We start from the raw sequence: 18,193 nt of genomic DNA on the forward strand, positions 1-18,193 counted from the left end.
GGCGGCGGCCGGTGAACCGGTGCGGGCGCAGGCCTTGTCGGGGGTGGTGAGGGTGACGGCGGCCCCGCCACCCTCACCACTCCCTCGGGCGCGGCCCCGCGAGGATCAGGCTCTCGACACTCTCGTACACCCCCCGCTCGCGGTCGGCCGCACGGCGCCCGGACAGCACGCTGCCGAGCCAGCCGAACAGGAAGCCCAGCGGGATGGACACCAGCCCCGTGGTGGTGAACGGGAACCAGTTGAAGTCGGCGCCCGGAAACGCGGACGTCGGGGAGCCCGACACCAGCCGGGTGCCCGGCATCAGGACCAGCACGGCGAGGGTGCCGCCGATGAGCGTGCACAGCAGACCGGCGCGGGTGTAGCGGCGCCAGAAGAGGCTGTAGACCAGGGCCGGCGCGATCGCCGAGGCGCCCACGCAGAAGGACAGGGTGGCCAGCGGCTGAAGACTCCGGTTCTGGACGACGACCGCGAGGGCGATCACGGGAGTGCCGACGACGAGCGCCGAGCCGCGGGCGATTCCGGTCTCGCGCTGCGACGACAGAGCGGTGCCGCGGCCCGCGAACACGTCGTGGGCGAGCGAGTTGGCGCAGGCGAGCGTCATCCCCGCGACCGAGGCGAGCAGCGTGAGGAAGATGGCCGTGGTGACCGTGGTGAACACCAGGGTCTCGGGCCGGGACACCACGGGGCCGAACGCGGCACGTGAGCCCAGCAGATAGGCGGTGTGCCCGCGCGGGTCGGCGGCGGTGACACCGGACCGGCCGATCATCGCCGTCGCGCCGATGGCCACAACTCCCGCCACCAGCATGAACAACGCCACCGAGGACACCGCCCAGGACATCGAACGCCGCACCTGGCGCGCGCTGTTGGCGGTGAACATCCGCATGGTCACATGCGGCAGGCAGGCACCGCCCAGCACGATGGCGAACTGGGTGCTGATCATGTCGAGCCGGGGATGCGGACCGCCGGCGAACTCGAGCCCGCCGTGCAGGAACGCGTCCGGTGAACCGCTGCGCCGCGCGGCCGCGTCGAACAGCGCCCCGGGGTTCCAGTGGAACCGGCCGAGGATCAGCACCGCGACGACGATGCCGGAACCGAGGAGCGCGACCATCTTCAGGAGCTGGATCAACGCGGTGCCCCGCATACCGCCGATGGCGGCGTACGTGATCATCAGAGCGCCGACCCCGACGATGCAGCCCGTCTTCATGGAGCTGTCGGTGAAACCGAGGATGAACGCCAACAGCTTTCCTGTACTGGCGAGTTGGACGAGCATCATCGGTACGAGGGCGGCGATGGTGACCGCGCACCCGGTGATCCGTACGGAGCGTCCGGGCATGCGCCGGGCCAGTACGTCGCCCATGGTGAACTTGCCGGTGTTCCGCAGGGGTTCGGCCAGCAGGAACATCAGGACCAGCAGCGAGAGCAGGGTGCTGAGGGCCAGGACGACGCCGTCGAAACCGCACAGCGCGATCACACCGCCGATGGTCAGGACCGTCGCGGCGGATATGTAGTCGCCGGCGATGGCGAGTCCGTTGCGCAGCGGGGAGAGCGAGCGGTATCCGGTGTAGAACTCGGCGAGGTCGTCGCTGTCGGGGCCGGTCAGCACGCACAGCAGCAGGGTGACCGTGACGGCGATGGAGAAGGCGACCAGGGACCAGGACTGGGTGGAGCCGGAGAAGGCGCTCACCGCTTCCGCTCCCGCTCGCCGCCGGCCCACGGGACACTCCGGGTCACCCGGTGGGCGAGGGGGTCGACATAGCGGCGGGCGGTGCGCTCGTAGAGGAGCACGGCGAGCCAGGTGGCGGGGATCTGGGCGAGGGCGATCACCAGGCCCGTCGAGAGACCGTCGGTGACGGGCCGGTCCATCAGGGTGGGGCAGCCGGCGCAGAGGCCGAGGAAGAGGGTGAAGCAGCCGAGCACGGCGAAGGTGGTCACGCGCCGCTGGCGTCGGTAGGCGCGGCGCAGGATCCGCAGATCGCGGTGGTGTCCGGTCCAGGTGCGGGGTGATGCCCCGCCGCGTAAGGGTTCCGCCGCGGCCGGGTCGGGGACGTGGTCGGCGAAGGAGCTGTGGTGTCCCCGGGGCGGTCGTTCGGGCCGCGGGGCGGAACTGTCGTACGACATGCCGGTCTCCTCGTGGGGTGCGGGCCCGGCGTGCGTGGACCGCGGGACGGTGGGGGACGGCTCGGGTCCTCGAACGCTATGCGGCTCGTCGGTCCGTGCGAAGGGCTTTCCTTCAACTACCTGGTGGGAACGTGTCCATGCCGCTGACCTCGTCTGTTGTGGGAGAAACCGCTGTTGCGCGAGAGCTCGGAGTGAGGTCTGTGGTGTGGCCGGCACGGACATGCGGTGGAGGCCGGGTTCGTACGGGCGGTCGGTTCGTACGGTCGGTGGGTCCCTGCGGACTCAGGGGAAGTCGCTCAGTTCGTTCAGCGGTGTCCCGTGGGCCCACCGCCTCAGACACGAACCGTCGATCAGACGGACACCGCCCTGGCGCCGTGCCCAGTGGACGTCACGCCGGGTGAAGGTTCCACGGTGCACCACGAGCCGGAGCGGCGGGCCGGGGCCGCCCGGACGGCTGGATCGCGAGGGCGTGTCCTCGTCGGGCAGCGGCTCGGCCACGGGCCGGAAGGCGACTTCCAGACGGTGCCCGTGACCGTCCCGCGCGCGGACCCGGACGCGGTTCTCGGCTCTGCGCGGCGCGACCACACGCCAGCCGTCCCGGCGCAGCATCCGGGAGACGGCCAGGGCGAGGCCCTGGGTGTCCAGCTCCGCGAGTTCCTCGGGTGTGTAGAAGCCGAGGCGGCGCCGGGCCGTCGGCCGGTTCCGCCGGATCGCGGTGGGCGTGGCGACGGCCAGTACGGCCAGTGCGGCGAGGGGCACGCCGATGCCGGCGACGCGGTAGCCGACGGCGAGGCCCGCGACGATCGCGCAGAGGAGGACGACGACCGCGGCGAGAGCGGGCAGCACATCGCGAAGTACGGGCCCGTAGGCCCCTTCCGCACGCAGCCGGCGTACGGCCGATCGCCGTTGCGCGCGTCCTGACAAGCGTTGTGCCGGTGTCCGCCCCCGCCAACTCACCCGGGCCAGCTCCCCCCAACCCTCACGCGCTCAGGCGTGTCCGGGAAGGGCTACCCCTCGCGGCGCGGCCGGTCCCCTGGTGTACGGGATCCGGCCATGAATCCGGCCGAACTCTTTCGGGACGCCGCGACGCGTGGGGCGGGTTCGGTTCCGGTGGCCGCGGGGTCCCGTGCGACCACCGCCCGGCGGGGGCGGCGGGTTCGTCACCCGCCGCCCTCGCCCGGGGTGTCCGTGGGAGGGACCCGGCACGGTGTGCCGGACCGCTCAGACGGTGCCGCTCTTGGAGATGACGATCTTCTTGGAGGGGGTGCCCGAACCGCTGCCGAACGCCTCGATCGCCTTCACGACGTCCATGCCCTCGACGACCTCGCCGAAGACGACGTGCTTGTTGTCCAGCCAGTCGGTGACGATGGTGGTGATGAAGAACTGCGAGCCGTTGGTGTTCGGGCCCGCGTTGGCCATCGACAGCTGACCCGGCTTGGTGTGCTTGAGCTTGAAGTTCTCATCGGCGAACTTCTCGCCGTAGATGCTCTTGCCGCCGGTACCGTTCTGGCGCGTGAAGTCGCCGCCCTGGAGCATGAAGTCCGGGATGACGCGATGGAACGGCGAGCCCTCGTAACCGAAACCGTGTTCGCCGGTGGCGAGCTCACGGAAGTTCTGCGCGGTCTTCGGGACGACGTCGTCGAAGAGCTTGAACTCGATGCGGCCCAGCGGCTCGCCGTCGGCGGTTACCTCGAAAAAGACGTTCTGGCTCATTGCTCTGCTCCTCATGGATGCGAAGGTTCGCCTCCGAGCATAGAGAAGCTGAGGCGGTGGGCGCGTGACCGGGGGTGATCGTTCGGCGTGTGGCCCGCGGGGAGGGAACGACCGTCCGCCGGTGACAGGTGTCCGCATAGCGAGCCGGACGCAAGCGGTCGCGGGCGACGGGCCGGGTTCGCGACCGCACACGGCATGAGGTCCGGAGACCCGTTCGGCCCCCGCCGCGATCCACGGCGGGGGCCGGAGGGAGCACCGACGGTCACCGTCGGTGCTCCGTCGCTCCCGCTATTCCACCTTCGCCCAGTCGAGCGTGCGTTCCACCGCCCTCTTCCAGTCCGCGTACCCCTGCTGCCTCCGGTCCTCGGACCACTGGGGCTCCCAGCGCTTGGACTCCTGCCAATGGGTGCGCAGTTCGTCGGTGTCCTTCCAGAACCCGGTGGCCAGACCGGCCGCGTACGAGGCGCCGAGCGCGGTCGTCTCGGCGACGACGGGACGGCTGACGGGTACGCCGAGGACATCGGCCTGGATCTGCATGCACAGGTCGTTGGCGGTCACGCCGCCGTCGACCTTGAGCACGTCCAGATGGACTCCGGAGTCCTGCTCCATCGCCTCGACGACATCGCGGCTCTGGTAGCAGATCGCCTCCAGCGTCGCACGGGCCAGATGGGCGTTGCTGTTGTACCGGGCGAGTCCGACGATCGCGCCGCGGGCGTCGGAACGCCAGTACGGGGCGAACAGGCCCGAGAACGCCGGGACGAAGTACATCCCGCCGTTGTCCTCCACGCTGCGGGCCAGCGCCTCGCTCTCGGCCGCGTCCTTGATGACCTTCATCTGGTCGCGCAGCCACTGCACCGCGGATCCGGTGACCGCGATGGAGCCCTCCAGCGCATAGACGGCCGGCTCGCCGCCGAACCGGTAGGCCACGGTGGTCAGCAGGCCGTGCTGTGAACGGACCAGTTCCGCACCGGTGTTGAGGACCAGGAAGTTACCGGTGCCGTAGGTGTTCTTGGCCTCGCCCGGTGCGTAGCAGACCTGTCCGACGGTGGCCGCCTGCTGGTCGCCGAGGACCCCGGTGATGGGGATGGCGGCGCGCAGGGGCCGCGAGGTGCGCGCCGTGCCATACGCCTCGCGGTCGGACGAGGGGTTGATGCTGGGCAGCATGGCCCTCGGAACACCGAAGAAGCCCAGCAGTTCGTCGTCCCAGTCGAGGGTTTCGAGGTCCATGAGCATGGTGCGGCTCGCGTTGGTCACGTCGGTGGCGTGGATGCCGCCGTCGGGACCGCCGGTCAGGTTCCACAGGACCCAGGCGTCCGTGTTGCCGAACAGGGCGTGGCCCCGCTCCGCGGCCTCGCGGACCCCGTCGACGTTCTCCAGGATCCACTGGATCTTGCCCCCGGAGAAGTACGTCGCCGGTGGCAGCCCCGCCTTGCGGCGGATGACGTCGCCCTGCCCCGAACGCTCCAGGGCCGCGGCGATGGAGTCGGTGCGGGTGTCCTGCCAGACGATGGCGTTGTAGTAGGGACGGCCGTTGCGCGGGTCCCACACGACGGTGGTCTCCCGCTGGTTGGTGATGCCGATCGCCGCGAGGTCCTCGGCGGTCAGGTTTCTGTGCCGCAGGGCGTTCTGGATCACCGAGTTGGTGCGCTCCCAGATCTCCACGGGGTCGTGCTCGACCCATCCGGAGCGCGGAAGGATCTGCGCGTGTTCCAGTTGGTGCTTCGCCACCTCGTTGCCCGCGTGGTCGAAGATCATGAATCGGGTGCTGGTGGTCCCCTGGTCCACCGCGCCCACGAAGTCAGCCATGAGTTGCCGCCTCTGCCGGGTGTCAGGCCTCGGGGACCGGGATGCGTCCCGGGGGCTCGGGTTCCGCCGTCGGCAGGAACCGGCCGATGAAGAACTTGTACATTCCGGCGCCGAGCACACCACCGATCAGCGGACCGATGATCGGCACCCAGAAGTAGAAGTTCCCGTACTGATCTCGCCATGCCCCTCCGTATCCCGTGAGGAAGCTGGCCAGCCGCGGTCCGAAGTCGCGCGCCGGGTTGATCGCGTAGCCCGCGTTGGTGCCCCATGCCATGCCGATGCCCACGACCAGCAGGCCGATGATGAACGGGCCCAGGTTCGCGCCGGGCGGGGTGTTGAGTAGATCCGTGACCGCCATGATCACCAGGAGCAGGATGGCGGTGCCGATGATCTGGTCGCGGAACGCGCCCCACTCGTGGATCGGCAGATTCGGATTGCCGTTGGCGGGCAGCGTGGAGAACACCGTCTGGGTCTTGATGGTGTGGCCGGGGTCCGCCTTCGCCAGGGCCTCGGTGTAGTTCCAGCGCACGATCAGGGCGGCCACGAAGGCGCCTATGGTCTGGGCCACCACGTACGGGGCCACCTTGCGCCAGGGGAATCCGCGGAACGTGGCGAGGGCCAGGGTCACCGCGGGGTTGAGGTGGGCGCCGCTCAGCCGTGCCGCGACGTAGACGCCCATGGTGACGCCGATGCCCCAGGCCCAGGCGATGCTGTCGTGGTTTCCCAGACCGCCCGGCGGTGTCGTGAGTGCTCCGCCGGCGACCACCTGCGCCACCACGCCGCACCCGAAGAGGATGAGAATCAACGTGCCGAGGAACTCACCGGACAACTCGCCGATCAGCCCCGACCCTTTGAACCGCTCAGTCATGGAAGCCCGCTTCCCGCCGGTCCAGGACCGGCTGTTGACCGCCGCCCGAGCCCTCCCTCACCTCAGCATAGGATGATCAACAGCGAAATGCATCAAAAGTTAACTATCTAGTTTTACTGGGTCATATCCGGCTACTCCTGGGTGGGATACGGCGGAGCGGCCGTCGCCCGAGGAGCCCGGACCGCCCCGGCCGTGTCATGCGGGGACCGTGACGATGCCGAGCGGCTCGCTCGTCGGCTGTCGTGATCCGCCCGCGGGTTCGGCCGTGATGCCCACGGCGCTGACGTCGTCGAGTGATCCGTGGAGCAGCCGGGCGTGCCCCCCGCTGGTGCCGGGGAGCAGGCCCGCCGGGCGGAGGTCACCGGACTTGGCCGCGTACCAGAGTTCGTAGACCTGATCGCCCGCCAGGCGTGGCAGGCCCGAGGCGACGAAGGCCGCCCGGCCCTGGGAGCGGGAGGCGACCACGCTGATGTCGGCCCCGTCGCCGAGCCCGCGGGTGCTGATCGTGGCGTCGCGGGCCGTCAGGAGGTCGGCGAGGACGGACGCCTGGGCCTGCCGGGAGGTGACTTCCGCGCGGGCCTCGTCGGCCTGGGTGTGCTGCCAGACGGCGATTCCGCCGAGCGCGGCCGCGAGGGCGAGGCATGCGGCGAGGGCCGCCCGCAGGGCCCGGTGGCGGACCGGGAGGGCGCGCGGCAGGCGCTCCTGACGTGTCCGGGCGATCTGTTCGAGGACGCGTCCGCGCAGCTCGGGGGAGGGGGCCGCCTCCTGGGCCGAGGCGAGCCACAGGGTGGCCTCGGACAACTCCGTCACCTCGTCCCGGCACTCCGCGCAGCCGGCCAGGTGGTTCTCGAAGGAGGCCTCCTCGGCCGCCGGCAGCGCGTGCAGGACGTACGCGCCGACGAGCTCGTGCGGGTCCCGGGCCGCCGTCATGGGCCGGCCTCCAGACATCTGCGGAGCAGCCGCAGCCCGGAGCGCATCCTGGACTTCACGGTGCCCGCCGGAGTGGCCAGACAGGCGGCCACTTCCAGGTAGGTCATGCCCTGGTAGTAGGCGAGCACCAGAGGGACGCGCTGGTGCCGCTCAAGGCCGGCGAGGCAGCGCTGCACACGGTCGTGGTCCTCGTGGCGCTCCACGGCCTCGGCCACCTCGTCGAACGGGCGGTCCTCCGCGAGCAGGGCGCTGCGCCGTTCCCGCGCCGCGCTCGCCTGGACCTGCCGGACCCGGTCGACGGCCCGCCGGTGCGCGAGTGTCAGGGCCCATCCCCGGGCGCTGCCGAGTTCGGGGCGATAGCGGTCCGCGGTCCGCCAGATCTCGACCATCACGTCCTGCGTCACCTCCTCGGCCTGTGCCTCGTCCCGCAGCACGCGGCACACGAGGCCTTTGACCGGCCGCGCGAGCGTGTCGTACACGTCGGCGAACGCGTCCTGGTCACCTCGCGCGGCGCGTGCGAGCCGGGCGTCCAGCCACGCCTCCGCCGATGGGGGGCGTCGCGAACCGTGTCCGTCCTGGCCGGTCTTGGGCATCGCTCACAGCATCCGTCCGTCGCTTTCAGCGTGTATTCGTAGCCGTCCCGGCCCGCGGATGAGCCGGGAGCGCCGCGAAATCGCCGTGCCGGGTCGGGGTGCCGGGGGCCGGTTCCGGACGGATCCGACGAGAAGTCGTAACGGTCTCCCGAAAACTCGTACCGAAAACTTACCCGGGTCTATCCTCATACGTACCTTTTGTCACTCCGAATGGCTTATGTCCAGCACGGCGGGAGCCTTGGAACGTACCGACAGTCTCGGCGCGAACCTCCGTGACACCGGCTCCCGTTGTGCACGTCGATCACATCCAGAGGGAGGTGAGTCCGATGACCACACGCGTCAGCGTCCGGCGCCTGCTCGCCGGTGCGGCCGCGACGGGCCTGCTGGCCGGTGGGGCCGCGCTGGGTACGTCCGGTGTCGCCGCCGCGACCACGACCCCGCCGCCCGCGCCGTCGGGGACGTCGGCCGACCACCATGGCCACCACGACCGCTGCGAGTGGAAGAAGGGGCACTGGGAGAAGAAGTGGGTGCCCGGTCACTGGGCCAAGAAGTGGGTCCACCAGGACACCTGGCACCACGGTCACCACGCCCACGGCTGGGTGCAGAAGTGGGTCTACGTCCCCGGTCACTGGGACAAGGTGTGGGTCAAGGGTCATTGGGACTGCCACCAGCACCGCCATTGAGTGATCCGGCAGGGAGGCGGACCGGGTGCGGGCCACCGCTCCCGGTCCGCTCGCCGGCGCCGGGGAGCGGTGCCGTGCCGGGCGCGGGAAACGCGGTGGAAAGCCTCCGGCCTCGTTGGTTAGGCTCCCCGGATGACCACACGTACCTTCCGTATCACCGTTCGCGGTGTCTTCGACGGGCTCAGCGCGGACCAGCGCGCCGGACTGCTGGCGCGCGCGCCGGAACACGACGTCCTGCGCGCGGCCTTCACCCCCGAGGGGCACCTCAGCTACGACGTGGCCGCCCGGCCGGCCTTCACCTTCCGCTTCCTGGACTCGGGAGAGGCGGAGGAGGACATCCTGGAGGCGGTCGAGCGGGCCGAGGCCACCGCCACCGCCTGGCTCACCGAGCGCGGCTACGGCTTCAAGCGGCTCAAGTCCCAGGCCGAGGATCTCTCCCAGGCGCCCCTCGGCAAGCGGCAGCGCCGGGCCGCCGCGCAGCACACCCCCTGATCCCCTCGTAGTGAACGAGGGCTTGTGTCGTCGATATGCTTGAGTAGTCAAGGAGGTGTCAATGAGTGAGGGGCTGGACGCGGTCCTGCGTCTGATGCGGGCGCAGGCCGCCCTGGTGAAGCGGTTCGACGCGAGTCTCGGCGGACTGCACGGGGTGAGCCTGGCCGACTTCACGATGCTGCTGCGCCTGTCCCAGGCTCCGGGCGACCGTATGCGCCGGGTGGACCTGGCGGAGGCGCTCGGGCTGACGGCGTCCGGTGTCACCCGAGGTCTCGTACCGCTGGAACGCATCGGGCTGGTCAGGCGGGACGCGGACGCCCGCGACGCGCGGGTGGCCTACGCGGCCCTGACGGAGACCGGCCGGGAGCGCCTGGCGGAGATGCTCGTGACCGCGGAGCACGTGGCCGAGGAGGTCTTCGCCGAACCGGCGTGGACCACCGAGGAGACGACACGGCTGGCCGGCCTTCTCGGGCGCCTCGGAGGCATCGGGTTCGCGCGGCGTGGGTCGGGCGGGTCCTGAAGCGAATCGCCGGCCGGGGTCGGACGGAGTGTCCTGTGCGGTGTCCCGTCCGAGGAGGCCGTCCGGTGCCGGCCGGTCTCGGATCCGGCGGCTCCCAAGCCGTCCCGTCGACTCCGCCTTGCCTGTCCCGTGCGCTCGGCGCACGCTGGTGGCATGGGAGCTCGCGACGGGCCCACGCTCATCACCTCCGTCCAGCGGGCCTTCCGCCTGCTGGAGGCGGTGAGCGCGCACGAGACCGGTGCGCCCGCCAAGCAGCTGGCGCGTGAGACCGAGCTTCCGCTGGCCACCGCCTATCACCTGCTGCGGACCCTCGTCCACGACGGATACATCCGCAAGCTCGACGACGGCGGGTTCATCCTCGGCGACAAGATGCAGACGCTCCAGACCCAGGGCCGGGGGCAGGCGCTGCTCAGCCGCGTCCGCCCCACCCTCGCCGCCCTGCGCGACGAACTCGCCGCGGCCGCCTACCTCACCTTCTACGAGGAGGGCGAGATCAGGGTCGCCGAGATCGTCGACGGGCCCCGGGCGCCCCGGGTCGACCTCTGGGTCGGATTCGAGGACGCCGGGCACGCCACCGCCCTCGGCAAGTCCGTCCTGCGGGAACTCGACGAGGAGTCCCGCGACGACTACCTCGCCCGCCACACGCTCGCCGACCTCACCCCGCGGACCATCACCAGCCGGCCGGAACTGCTCCGGCGCCTGGCCGCGTCGCCGGTGGCCCCCGCGGTCACCGACCTGGAGGAGTACGCCCTCGGCACGGTCTGCGTCGCCGTACCCGTCTACAGCGGGGACACGCTCGGTTCGCTCGGCGTCTCGCTCCCCGCGGAGCGGCTGTCCCGGCTCCGCGACGTCGTGACGAAGCTGATCCCGACCGCGAACCGCGTGACCAGGAGCCTGTCGCTCACTATGTGAAATCTCCGTGCTTGTGGATCACGTCTCGAACGTCTTTCCTAGACCAACCGGACATTTCAGGGATGAACCCAGGTGAGGACTGCGGACGAGTATGAGTCGGGCCCGAGAGCACGGTAGCGAGCACTGGCTGAAACGGACGTTCGGGAAGCGAGGTGCCGGTTCCTGGGCGGCGGCCCGCAAGCGCGCCGCCCACCTCGCCTTCGGCACGTCGGTGCTGCCCTTACTGATCGTCGGAGCCATCGTGCTCGTCGACCTGGCGGGCCGGGCGGGAATCCTGTGGCTCCCGCTGCTCGCCGCGGGACCCGCGCTGGCGGCCACGACCAGCCGGCCGTACGGGGTGCTGTGCGTCGGCTTCCTGGCCTCGGCGCTGAGCGCGATGCTCGGCATCCGGGACGGCGTTCCGGGCGGCGAGCTCGTGGCCGTCCTGTCGGCGCTGGCGTCCGTCACGCTGGCGAGCGTCCTGGCCAGCGCGCTGCGCTGGCGCCGCGAACGGGTCCTCGCGGCCGTCCGCTCGGTCGCCGAGGCCGCGCAGCACGCGCTCCTCGCGCCCATTCCGTCGAACGTCGGTCCGTTCCAGGTCGCCGTGCGCTACAGCGCCGCAGCGGCCGAGGCCCGGATCGGCGGCGACCTCTACGCGCTGGTGCCCACACCGCACGGCGTGAGGATGATCATCGGTGACGTCCGGGGCAAGGGGCTGCCCGCCGTGGGTACGGCCGCGCTCGTGCTCGGCGTCTTCCGCGAGGCCGCGTACGACGAACCGGACCTCCTCGCGGTCGTCGCCAGGATCGAGCGGAGCCTGGCGCGCAACCTCGGCTTCGACGACTTCGTCACCGCCGTGGTCGCCGGGTACCCCGAGCCGGGCCGGCTGGAGGTCGTCAACTGCGGGCACGCTCCTCCGCTCCATGTCCGGGCGTCCGGCGGCGTGGTGTCGGTCGACCCCGTCGATCCCGCCCCTCCGCTCGGGCTGCGGGCCCTGACGGGGGAGTCCCCGAGCCTTCAGGTACTGCCGCTGGCCGACGGCGATCAGCTCCTGCTGTACACCGACGGTGTGACCGAGGCCCGCGACCACGGCCGCGAGTTCTACGCCCTCGCGCAAGGCCTGGCACGGCACGTGTCCGACGAACCGGCTGCCACGCTCGCCGCGCTCGACGCCGAACTCCAGGCCCATGTGGGCGGGCGTCTGCACGACGACGCGGCGCTGCTGCTGCTCCGCAAGCCGGTCCTCGCCGAGCCGATGACCGCGGTCACCGCCGGAGCCGGTTCCGCGGTCGCCGGGGTGGGCTGCGGCGGGGGTACGGACCAACTGTGCCGGTGAGGGGGTGAGCGACCGAGTCGCTCACCTCCAGGTGTGCTCCGGTGCGCCCCGGCGTGCGAGGGGCGCACCCGGGACACGGCGGGGCGCACCCCCGGACCCCGTTCAGTGCCGGGCGAACTGGAGCCGGGTCGTCTGCACCGTGTCGGGGCTCAGCGCGATGCCGTCGACGGTCAGGCGCTCACCGTAGATGTCGGTGATCCGGATCGTGCCGCCGCACCCGCCGCCGTCCTCGGCGAGGAAGTAGTTGTAGCCGCTGCGCGGCAGCCGCCGCCAGGTTCCGCCGGCCCGCAGTTCGAGCCGGGCGACCGGGTTGCGGTGCCCGATCACCTGGACCGCGCACCAGTAGCGGCTGGATCCGGTCTTGTAGCGGAGCGCGACCGTAGCGGAGGTGCCGGGGCTCAGCAGCTTCCAGGTGATCGGGATCCGGCCGGCCGACGGGTTCGCGAGCCGGGCGAACGCCTGCGCGCTCAGGTCGAGCTGCCCGGGAGCGCAGCCCGTGGGGCACTCATTGGTGATCCGGACCGTGACGGTGGCGCCGCCGGCCGCCCGCACCCGTACGTACGCCCCGCACGCCTTCGAGGTTTCGTAGTCGGTGTGGTTCATCGCCGCGGTCAGGACGACGTCGCTCGGACCGTAGGAGCAGGAGCCGTCTCCGTTCCCGGCGTCGTACGTGGTCGCCACTCCCCGGTAGCCGACCCCGGGGCGGATCCGTCCCGCCAGGGAAGCGGTCGTCGCCGCGGTGCGCGGGGTGGCCGTGGCCGACGGCCGCGCCGCCGTGGCCGACGGGCGGGCCGTCACGGCCCGGGAGACCGAGGGGTCCGGCGACCGCGTGGCCGTGGGAGACGTCGATCCGGCCGGAGCCGACCGGCCCGGACCCGAGGTCCCCCGGGCGCCGCCGACCGTAGAGGCGACGGGATGCCCCGCGTCGGCCGGGTGGCCGCCGGGACGGAACGCCACGACCAGAGCGACCAGAGCCCCGGCCGCGACCAGGGCGACCAGAGCGGCGTTCCGCGGCCTCGGCCCGCGCCCGCGCCGTCGCGAGCCTCGCTTCGTTTCCTTCATGCGCATCCGTTCTCCGCCCGCGCGGGACCGAGCGGGACACGTCGCATGTCTACTACGGACCATGGATTGACGGGGTCACGTCGAATAAATCCGGCGGATCCGTTCGCGTCCCTGTTCCATGCCCGGCACCTCGATGAGGCGATGGGCCAGCGCGGACACCGGCAGCAGCAGGGCGAAGAACCCCGCTTCGAGCACGGGACGGTCATGCCGGCACCGGCCGATGACGCTGTCGCTCACCGCCAGCAGGACCGGATGCACCAGGTACACGGAGTAGCTGATCGTCCCCAGCCGGGTCAGAGCGCGCGGGAACCTCCGTCGGCGCAGGGCCAGAGCCAGGCCGAAGGTGAGCGCGGCCAGCAGGAGAGCCGTGATCCAGCCGCGCCGCGCGAAGTGAGCGCCGTCGCCCTGCTCGTAGGCGCTGCCCACCGTGCAGACCAGCACCACCGCGGCTGTCCGGGCCGCGTGCGGCCAGGTGCACTCGCCGGCCTCCGCCCGCCGTACCGCGCTGCCGAGGAACATCACGGCCAGGATCACCAGGCCTTCCCAGAGGGGAACCGTGCCGTTGAAGGCGACCAGGACCAGGGCGAGGACGCCTCCCGCGACGGCCCCCGGCACACGCGGCGCGGAACGCCGGGAACTCCCGCAGCACACGGCGATCACGAGCACCGTCGCAGCGAGCATGACCAGGGGGCCGGTGCCGACCACGCAGGACAGCGCGGACGCCCGCGGTACGAACGCCGCCGCCGCGCTCATCGCGGCGAGCGCTCCCAGGACCACGGCCACGGTCGCCGGGTGCCGGTGCAGGCGGACCGTGTACAGGGAGACGACCAGCAGGTAGAAGGCGAGCTCGTACGACAGCGTCCACAGGACGAGCAGCAGACTCGGCGTCCCCAGCAGCTCCTGGAGCAGGGTGAGATGCGCGACGGCGACCGTGACGGGATCCCGCCCCGCGAAGCGAGGGCCGAGGCGCGCGACGCCCAGGAGGTCGAGCAGCACGACCGAGCCGACCAGGGCGGCCCACAGCGGGTAGACACGAAAGGCCCGCCCGATCCAGAACGTCCGCACGCAGCCCCGGCGTTCGAGCGAGGCGGGGATGACATAGCCGCTCACCAGGAAGAACAGCATCACGCCGTACCGGCCGATGTTCACCAGGGGCGCCAGCTGCTCCCTGGACTCCGCCAGGAAGGCGTACGACGCATGGTCGACCGCCACGAGAAGTGCCGCGATCCCGCGCAGCGCGTCCAGCCAGCCCAGCCGCGCGGTGTCGGCTGATCCGCCGGATGGGGGCGACGGCCGGGGGAGCGGCCGGACAGCGGGAGGTGCCGGTTCCATGGGGTTTCCCTGCCCGGAGGAGGTTCGCCGGACGGGCCGGCGAGCGGGCACGGCGAACGGAGCGGCCCGGTCCGGCGGCTCGCCGGGACTTGGTTCGCGGGGCCGGACGCCACATGGAAGTGCGAACGCCCGGCCGCACGGCACGGGACACGCTCGAAAGGGACGGCTTTCGCCGGGATCGCCCATCCTGCTGGATCCACGCGGGTGAACCGCACGGCGGCGGGGGCGGCCGACCGGGGCCACTTCCGGGGCCGCGGCGGCCGGTTCGTGTGTGAGGCGTGCGCTGCGGGCCGCGCGTCGGTCCGCGTGAGGAACGCGCACCCGCCCGGGCGACCCCGGGCGGGCTGGACAGCGGGTCTTGTCGGGGGCGTCAGGCCTCAGGCGTCCGTCGTCAGGGGTACCGCGTCGGTGGCCGGCCGGAAGGCGGGGTGCTCGCCGAGACGGTGTGCGTAGTCCAGGAGCCGGGGCCGCGCGCCGAGGGCCTCCGGGCCGCCGAGACCGGTGAGCGCCACCCATACGTCGACGTCCGCCGCCGTGAGACCGTCGCCGAGGATGTAGGGCCGCGAGGTGAGTTGGCAGTCCAGCAGGTCCAGGGCCGCCGCGAGTTCCGAGGGCGGGGCGGAGGGGGTGACATCGCGCTCCAGCAGATCGCGGAGGGCCTCGATGTCGGCGGTGAGGGAGGGAGGCCAGAGAGTGGAGGGGCAGGTCGTGGAGTGGCCGGAGAGCAGCCCCGCGAGATCGCGGAGGATGTCGGGCGTGTGGTTGCTGACGATGCGTCCGCTCCAGCGGTCGCACAGTGCCGGTGCCGTCAGCGGCCCGTCGAAGTGATGCTCGGTCGCCTCGTAGGCCCGGCGCAGTGAAGCGTAGGCGTCGGGGGTGCGCACGGGGTCCGTGAGGAGTGTGGTGGCGACCGAGTCCTTCAGACCGAGCAGCCCCAGGGTGATGGCGATGCGCAGCGAGTGCGGACAACTCCGCGACAGATACAGCTCGTAGCGGTGCGGAGCCGGGTAGAAGCCGCCGGCCAGGCCCACGCCGATGCGGCTGTCGACACGGTGGGGGAGGACGGACGGCGCGACCGCCGGCGTGAGCCGAAGCGTGGAGGGGAGCGTGGAGGGGAGCGAAATCTGTTCACAGGGACGGGTGTTGACGGAACTGGACGTGCGCGAAGCTGTCTCAGGCATGACTCTCCCTGGGGGAAGACGGAAGCCACCGCCGCTTTGTGGGCACCGGCGGCCGGAATGCGGATTGACTGCGCCTGTCGCACCGGTCCGGATCTGACGGACCGGTCGCGGATCAGTAGGCGCTGGAGACACGCAACAGATCGATGTGCAGGCGCCTCGTCAAGCCGTTCCTTGGCATTCCCACCGGTCCCGACCTCAGGGCTCGCGAGACGCGAGACCACGCTTGCCCCGCCACGCCGGCGGGACCCGGTCGTCACCCGGGGCACCCCGTCGCGGTGGAAGGGTTGCCTGTCAGCGGGCCGGGGCCGATGACCACCGGAGGGGGCGAACCCGCACCGAGGGGCGCTGACAATCGTGACCGTCCATGCAAGTTTCGGGGCGCTCTGTTGTGCCGTCAAGAAGGCCGACAACACGGTCTCACCTGGTGGTCACCCGCATTGACATTCTTTTCCGGACAGGCCTAACGTGCGGCCCACAACAGGATGCCTTTTCGGCCGGAGAAGAAATGGTGACGGCGATGCACACAGCTGACGGGACGGCCGCATGGCGGCGCACCGGTCGCGATGTGCTGTGCGCCGACCGCTCCGTGGACCTGCTGCGTGTCAACAGCGCCCTGTGTACGGGCATGTGCCGCCCTCTCAGCCAGGGCTGACGGTTCCTCCGAGTCTCTGACGTCCACCGCTGTCGCGGTGCGTCCCTTCCTGTCCAGCCCCCGTTCCGCATGCCGCCGCGCACCGCCTCGTACCGAGCCGTCTCCCGCTCGGCGCGGCGCTGCCGCCCGCGTGGATCCGGGGTGTCCGAATCCGCTGGAGCTCCCCATGAGTCAACCTCCTGGCAGCGCTGTGTCCTTGGGATCAGCGACGCCCGCAGAGGCGATCCCCCTGACCGACCTTCCTGCCGCACCCGAACCCCTGGCCGCTCAGCGGGTCCTTCCGCTCCGGCGTCCCGGCCGCTGGATCATCACGGCCGTGGTGCTCGTGCTGGTCGCCCAGATCGCCCACGGCCTGGTGACCAACCCCTTCTACCAGTGGGACCGCTTCCAGTACTGGTTCCTGCGCCCGACCGTTCTCGACGGCCTGCTGATCACCCTCGAAGTCACGTTCTACAGCGCCGTGCTGGGCCTGCTCGGCGGCATTCTGCTGGCGCTGGCCAGGCTCTCCCGGAGCCCGGTGCTCCGCGCGGTGAGCTGGGTCTACACCTGGCTGTTCCGTTCGGTGCCCCTCATCGTGGTGCTGCTCTTCCTCTACAACTTCAGTGCGCTGTACCGGACGCTGAGCGTAGGTGTTCCGTTCGGTCCCGCCTTCTTCAGCTTCGACGAGTCGCGCCTGGCCACCGACATGGCCGTCGCCGTCGTGGGACTGAGTCTGAACGAAGCGGCGTACGCCTCCGAAGTGGTACGCGGCGGCCTCCTCTCCGTGGACCAGGGGCAGCACGAGGCCGCCTCCGCCCTGGGTCTGCCGAAGCGGTACCAGTTCGCGAGGATCGTCTTCCCGCAGGCACTGCGCTCCATCACCCCCAACTACGTCAACCAGCTGATCGGTCTGATCAAGGGCACCTCGCTGGTCTTCTACGTGTCCCTGCTGGACCTGTTCGGAACCGTGCAGAGCATGGGCAGCACCTACCCCGGCGACATCGTGCCCCTGCTCCTCGTCGCCACCGCCTGGTACCTGATCCTCACCAGCGTCGTCTCCGTCGTCCAGTTCTACGTCGAGCGGTACTACTCGCGGGGCGCGCTGCGCACCCTGCCGCCGACCCCGTTGCAGAAGGTGCGAAGCGGTCTGCGCGAGGCGCGGGCCCGGGTCCGTAGGGAGACGGCGATATGAGCGGCGTGACGAGCAGCCCCCGGCCGGCGGCGGTCGAGGTGCACGACGTCCACAAGTGGTACGGCCTCCAACAGGTCCTGAACGGCGTCGAGTTGACCGTACGGCCCGGTGAGGTGACGGTCATCCTCGGACCGTCCGGCTCCGGGAAGTCCACCCTCCTGCGCGTGATCAACCACCTGGAGAAGCCCGAACTCGGCCATGTCAGCCTGAACGGCGAGCTCATCGGCGTACGCCGGCAGGGCGACCGGCTCAAGGAGCTGAGCGAGCGGGTCATCCTGGCCCAGCGCAGCCGCATCGGGTTCGTCTTCCAGAACTTCAACCTCTTCCCCCATCTGACCGTCCTGGGCAACGTGGCCGCTGCTCCGGTGGCGACCGGCAGGCTGTCCAGGCCCGGGGCAAGGGAGTTGGCCCGCGAGCTGCTCGCGCGGGTGGGCCTGGTCGACAAGGCAGGGGCCTACCCACGGCAGTTGTCGGGCGGTCAGCAGCAGCGCGTCGCCATCGCCCGTGCTCTCGCCCTGCGGCCCGGGGTCATCCTCTTCGACGAACCGACGTCCGCCCTGGACCCCGAACTGGTCGGCGAGGTCCTCGCCGTCATCAAGGACCTGGCCCACAGCGGCACCACCCTCGTCATCGTCACCCACGAGATCGGCTTCGCCCGGGAGATCGCCGACCGGGTGGTCTTCATGGACGGCGGCCGGATCGTCGAACAGGGACCGCCCGAGCAGGTGCTGGACCAGCCGCGAGAAGCGCGCACCAGAGAGTTCCTGAGCAAGGTGCTCTGACCGCTCCCGCCCGGACGCCCCGCGCGACACCGCTCGACGGGGCGCTCCCTCGCGCTGCCTTCC

Annotated in this window: 20 protein-coding genes and 1 riboswitch; of the genes, 8 read left to right on the forward strand and 12 right to left on the reverse strand. The window is 71.2% G+C overall.

What is annotated here, in order from left to right:
- Window positions 1-73 precede the first annotated feature (73 nt).
- The 8 genes from ACZ4AA_RS22720 to sigK form a co-directional block, all read right to left on the reverse strand.
- Complete coding sequence (locus ACZ4AA_RS22720) at window positions 74-1,684, reverse strand: sodium/solute symporter (RefSeq protein WP_467605328.1); 1,611 nt, start codon at window positions 1,682-1,684, stop codon at window positions 74-76.
- Window positions 1,681-2,118, reverse strand: a complete 438-nt coding sequence (locus ACZ4AA_RS22725; RefSeq protein WP_467605330.1) for a DUF485 domain-containing protein — start codon at window positions 2,116-2,118, stop codon at window positions 1,681-1,683. The genes ACZ4AA_RS22720 and ACZ4AA_RS22725 overlap by 4 nt, the downstream gene beginning before the upstream one ends.
- A 282-nt stretch (window positions 2,119-2,400) precedes the next feature.
- Window positions 2,401-2,964, reverse strand: coding sequence for a hypothetical protein (locus ACZ4AA_RS22730; protein WP_467605334.1), 564 nt, complete (start codon window positions 2,962-2,964; stop codon window positions 2,401-2,403).
- A 375-nt stretch (window positions 2,965-3,339) separates the two neighbouring features.
- On the reverse strand, window positions 3,340-3,831 hold the full coding sequence (locus ACZ4AA_RS22735; protein WP_467605337.1) for a peptidylprolyl isomerase: 492 nt from the start codon (window positions 3,829-3,831) through the stop codon (window positions 3,340-3,342).
- A gap of 288 nt (window positions 3,832-4,119) precedes the next feature.
- Window positions 4,120-5,637 (reverse strand): glycerol kinase GlpK, encoded by a 1,518-nt coding sequence (glpK, locus tag ACZ4AA_RS22740; protein ID WP_467605341.1) that lies wholly within the window; start codon window positions 5,635-5,637, stop codon window positions 4,120-4,122.
- Window positions 5,638-5,659: 22 nt separating this feature from the next.
- Window positions 5,660-6,505 (reverse strand): MIP/aquaporin family protein, encoded by an 846-nt coding sequence (locus ACZ4AA_RS22745; RefSeq protein ID WP_467605344.1) that lies wholly within the window; start codon window positions 6,503-6,505, stop codon window positions 5,660-5,662.
- 195 nt (window positions 6,506-6,700) lie between these two features.
- Window positions 6,701-7,435 carry an anti-sigma factor gene (locus tag ACZ4AA_RS22750; protein WP_467605347.1) on the reverse strand — a complete coding sequence of 245 codons (735 nt, stop codon included), beginning with the start codon at window positions 7,433-7,435 and terminating at the stop codon, window positions 6,701-6,703.
- Window positions 7,432-8,028, reverse strand: a complete 597-nt coding sequence (sigK, locus tag ACZ4AA_RS22755; protein ID WP_467605351.1) for an ECF RNA polymerase sigma factor SigK — start codon at window positions 8,026-8,028, stop codon at window positions 7,432-7,434. The genes ACZ4AA_RS22750 and sigK overlap by 4 nt, the downstream gene beginning before the upstream one ends.
- A gap of 326 nt (window positions 8,029-8,354) precedes the next feature.
- Here sigK and ACZ4AA_RS22760 point away from each other — a divergent pair, with 326 nt between their 5' ends.
- The 5 genes from ACZ4AA_RS22760 (at window position 8,355) to ACZ4AA_RS22780 (ending at window position 11,950) form a co-directional block, all read left to right on the forward strand.
- Window positions 8,355-8,711, forward strand: coding sequence for a hypothetical protein (locus tag ACZ4AA_RS22760; protein WP_467605355.1), 357 nt, complete (start codon window positions 8,355-8,357; stop codon window positions 8,709-8,711).
- A gap of 132 nt (window positions 8,712-8,843) precedes the next feature.
- Window positions 8,844-9,203, forward strand: a complete 360-nt coding sequence (locus ACZ4AA_RS22765; RefSeq protein WP_467605358.1) for a DUF6204 family protein — start codon at window positions 8,844-8,846, stop codon at window positions 9,201-9,203.
- Window positions 9,204-9,264: 61 nt separating this feature from the next.
- Window positions 9,265-9,723, forward strand: coding sequence for a MarR family winged helix-turn-helix transcriptional regulator (locus ACZ4AA_RS22770; protein ID WP_467605361.1), 459 nt, complete (start codon window positions 9,265-9,267; stop codon window positions 9,721-9,723).
- A 153-nt stretch (window positions 9,724-9,876) separates the two neighbouring features.
- Window positions 9,877-10,635 (forward strand): IclR family transcriptional regulator, encoded by a 759-nt coding sequence (locus ACZ4AA_RS22775; RefSeq protein ID WP_467605364.1) that lies wholly within the window; start codon window positions 9,877-9,879, stop codon window positions 10,633-10,635.
- A 91-nt stretch (window positions 10,636-10,726) separates the two neighbouring features.
- Complete coding sequence (locus ACZ4AA_RS22780; protein ID WP_467605368.1) at window positions 10,727-11,950, forward strand: PP2C family protein-serine/threonine phosphatase; 1,224 nt, start codon at window positions 10,727-10,729, stop codon at window positions 11,948-11,950.
- A gap of 102 nt (window positions 11,951-12,052) precedes the next feature.
- Here ACZ4AA_RS22780 and ACZ4AA_RS22785 read toward each other — a convergent pair whose 3' ends face one another.
- The 4 genes from ACZ4AA_RS22785 to ACZ4AA_RS22800 form a co-directional block, all read right to left on the reverse strand.
- A complete protein-coding gene (locus tag ACZ4AA_RS22785; RefSeq protein ID WP_467605372.1) occupies window positions 12,053-13,012 on the reverse strand; it encodes an expansin EXLX1 family cellulose-binding protein in 960 nt (319 codons plus the stop codon).
- Window positions 13,013-13,087: 75 nt separating this feature from the next.
- On the reverse strand, window positions 13,088-14,344 hold the full coding sequence (locus ACZ4AA_RS22790; RefSeq protein WP_467605374.1) for an acyltransferase family protein: 1,257 nt from the start codon (window positions 14,342-14,344) through the stop codon (window positions 13,088-13,090).
- Between the two features lie 377 nt (window positions 14,345-14,721).
- Window positions 14,722-15,525, reverse strand: a complete 804-nt coding sequence (locus tag ACZ4AA_RS22795) for a cell envelope biogenesis protein OmpA (RefSeq protein ID WP_467605377.1) — start codon at window positions 15,523-15,525, stop codon at window positions 14,722-14,724.
- Between the two features lie 112 nt (window positions 15,526-15,637).
- Entirely contained in the window at window positions 15,638-15,703 is a 66-nt protein-coding gene (locus ACZ4AA_RS22800) for a putative leader peptide (RefSeq protein WP_351121255.1), read from the reverse strand.
- A gap of 36 nt (window positions 15,704-15,739) precedes the next feature.
- Window positions 15,740-15,885, reverse strand: a riboswitch (SAM riboswitch).
- Window positions 15,886-16,042: 157 nt separating this feature from the next.
- Between ACZ4AA_RS22800 and ACZ4AA_RS22805 the strand changes: the two genes are divergently transcribed.
- From ACZ4AA_RS22805 to ACZ4AA_RS22815, 3 genes are all read left to right on the forward strand, one after another.
- The gene (locus ACZ4AA_RS22805; protein ID WP_467605382.1) at window positions 16,043-16,177 is read left to right on the forward strand and encodes a hypothetical protein; all 135 of its coding nucleotides are present in this window, start codon (window positions 16,043-16,045) and stop codon (window positions 16,175-16,177) included.
- A gap of 166 nt (window positions 16,178-16,343) precedes the next feature.
- Window positions 16,344-17,348, forward strand: coding sequence for an amino acid ABC transporter permease (locus ACZ4AA_RS22810; protein WP_467605386.1), 1,005 nt, complete (start codon window positions 16,344-16,346; stop codon window positions 17,346-17,348).
- Window positions 17,345-18,130: an amino acid ABC transporter ATP-binding protein gene (locus ACZ4AA_RS22815; protein WP_467605389.1), complete on the forward strand. Its 786-nt coding sequence runs from the start codon at window positions 17,345-17,347 to the stop codon at window positions 18,128-18,130. The genes ACZ4AA_RS22810 and ACZ4AA_RS22815 overlap by 4 nt, the downstream gene beginning before the upstream one ends.
- Window positions 18,131-18,193 lie beyond the last annotated feature (63 nt).

This window comes from Streptomyces sp. NPDC024698 (assembly GCF_055559015.1).

Excerpts from the sequence above, each read along its gene's own strand:
- ACZ4AA_RS22745 (WP_467605344.1), bottom strand. The coding sequence starts at position 6,505 with ATGACTGAGCGGTTCAAAGGGTCGGGGCTGATCGGCGAGTTGTCCGGT.
- ACZ4AA_RS22725 (WP_467605330.1), bottom strand. The coding sequence starts at position 2,118 with ATGTCGTACGACAGTTCCGCCCCGCGGCCCGAACGACCGCCCCGGGGA.
- ACZ4AA_RS22780 (WP_467605368.1), top strand. The coding sequence starts at position 10,727 with ATGAGTCGGGCCCGAGAGCACGGTAGCGAGCACTGGCTGAAACGGACG.
- ACZ4AA_RS22750 (WP_467605347.1), bottom strand. The coding sequence starts at position 7,435 with ATGACGGCGGCCCGGGACCCGCACGAGCTCGTCGGCGCGTACGTCCTG.
- ACZ4AA_RS22785 (WP_467605372.1), bottom strand. The coding sequence starts at position 13,012 with ATGAAGGAAACGAAGCGAGGCTCGCGACGGCGCGGGCGCGGGCCGAGG.
- ACZ4AA_RS22760 (WP_467605355.1), top strand. The coding sequence starts at position 8,355 with ATGACCACACGCGTCAGCGTCCGGCGCCTGCTCGCCGGTGCGGCCGCG.
- ACZ4AA_RS22795 (WP_467605377.1), bottom strand. The coding sequence starts at position 15,525 with ATGCCTGAGACAGCTTCGCGCACGTCCAGTTCCGTCAACACCCGTCCC.
- ACZ4AA_RS22770 (WP_467605361.1), top strand. The coding sequence starts at position 9,265 with ATGAGTGAGGGGCTGGACGCGGTCCTGCGTCTGATGCGGGCGCAGGCC.
- ACZ4AA_RS22815 (WP_467605389.1), top strand. The coding sequence starts at position 17,345 with ATGAGCGGCGTGACGAGCAGCCCCCGGCCGGCGGCGGTCGAGGTGCAC.
- ACZ4AA_RS22765 (WP_467605358.1), top strand. The coding sequence starts at position 8,844 with ATGACCACACGTACCTTCCGTATCACCGTTCGCGGTGTCTTCGACGGG.
- ACZ4AA_RS22805 (WP_467605382.1), top strand. The coding sequence starts at position 16,043 with ATGCACACAGCTGACGGGACGGCCGCATGGCGGCGCACCGGTCGCGAT.
- ACZ4AA_RS22775 (WP_467605364.1), top strand. The coding sequence starts at position 9,877 with ATGGGAGCTCGCGACGGGCCCACGCTCATCACCTCCGTCCAGCGGGCC.
- sigK (WP_467605351.1), bottom strand. The coding sequence starts at position 8,028 with ATGCCCAAGACCGGCCAGGACGGACACGGTTCGCGACGCCCCCCATCG.
- ACZ4AA_RS22735 (WP_467605337.1), bottom strand. The coding sequence starts at position 3,831 with ATGAGCCAGAACGTCTTTTTCGAGGTAACCGCCGACGGCGAGCCGCTG.
- ACZ4AA_RS22790 (WP_467605374.1), bottom strand. The coding sequence starts at position 14,344 with ATGGAACCGGCACCTCCCGCTGTCCGGCCGCTCCCCCGGCCGTCGCCC.
- ACZ4AA_RS22810 (WP_467605386.1), top strand. The coding sequence starts at position 16,344 with ATGAGTCAACCTCCTGGCAGCGCTGTGTCCTTGGGATCAGCGACGCCC.
- glpK (WP_467605341.1), bottom strand. The coding sequence starts at position 5,637 with ATGGCTGACTTCGTGGGCGCGGTGGACCAGGGGACCACCAGCACCCGA.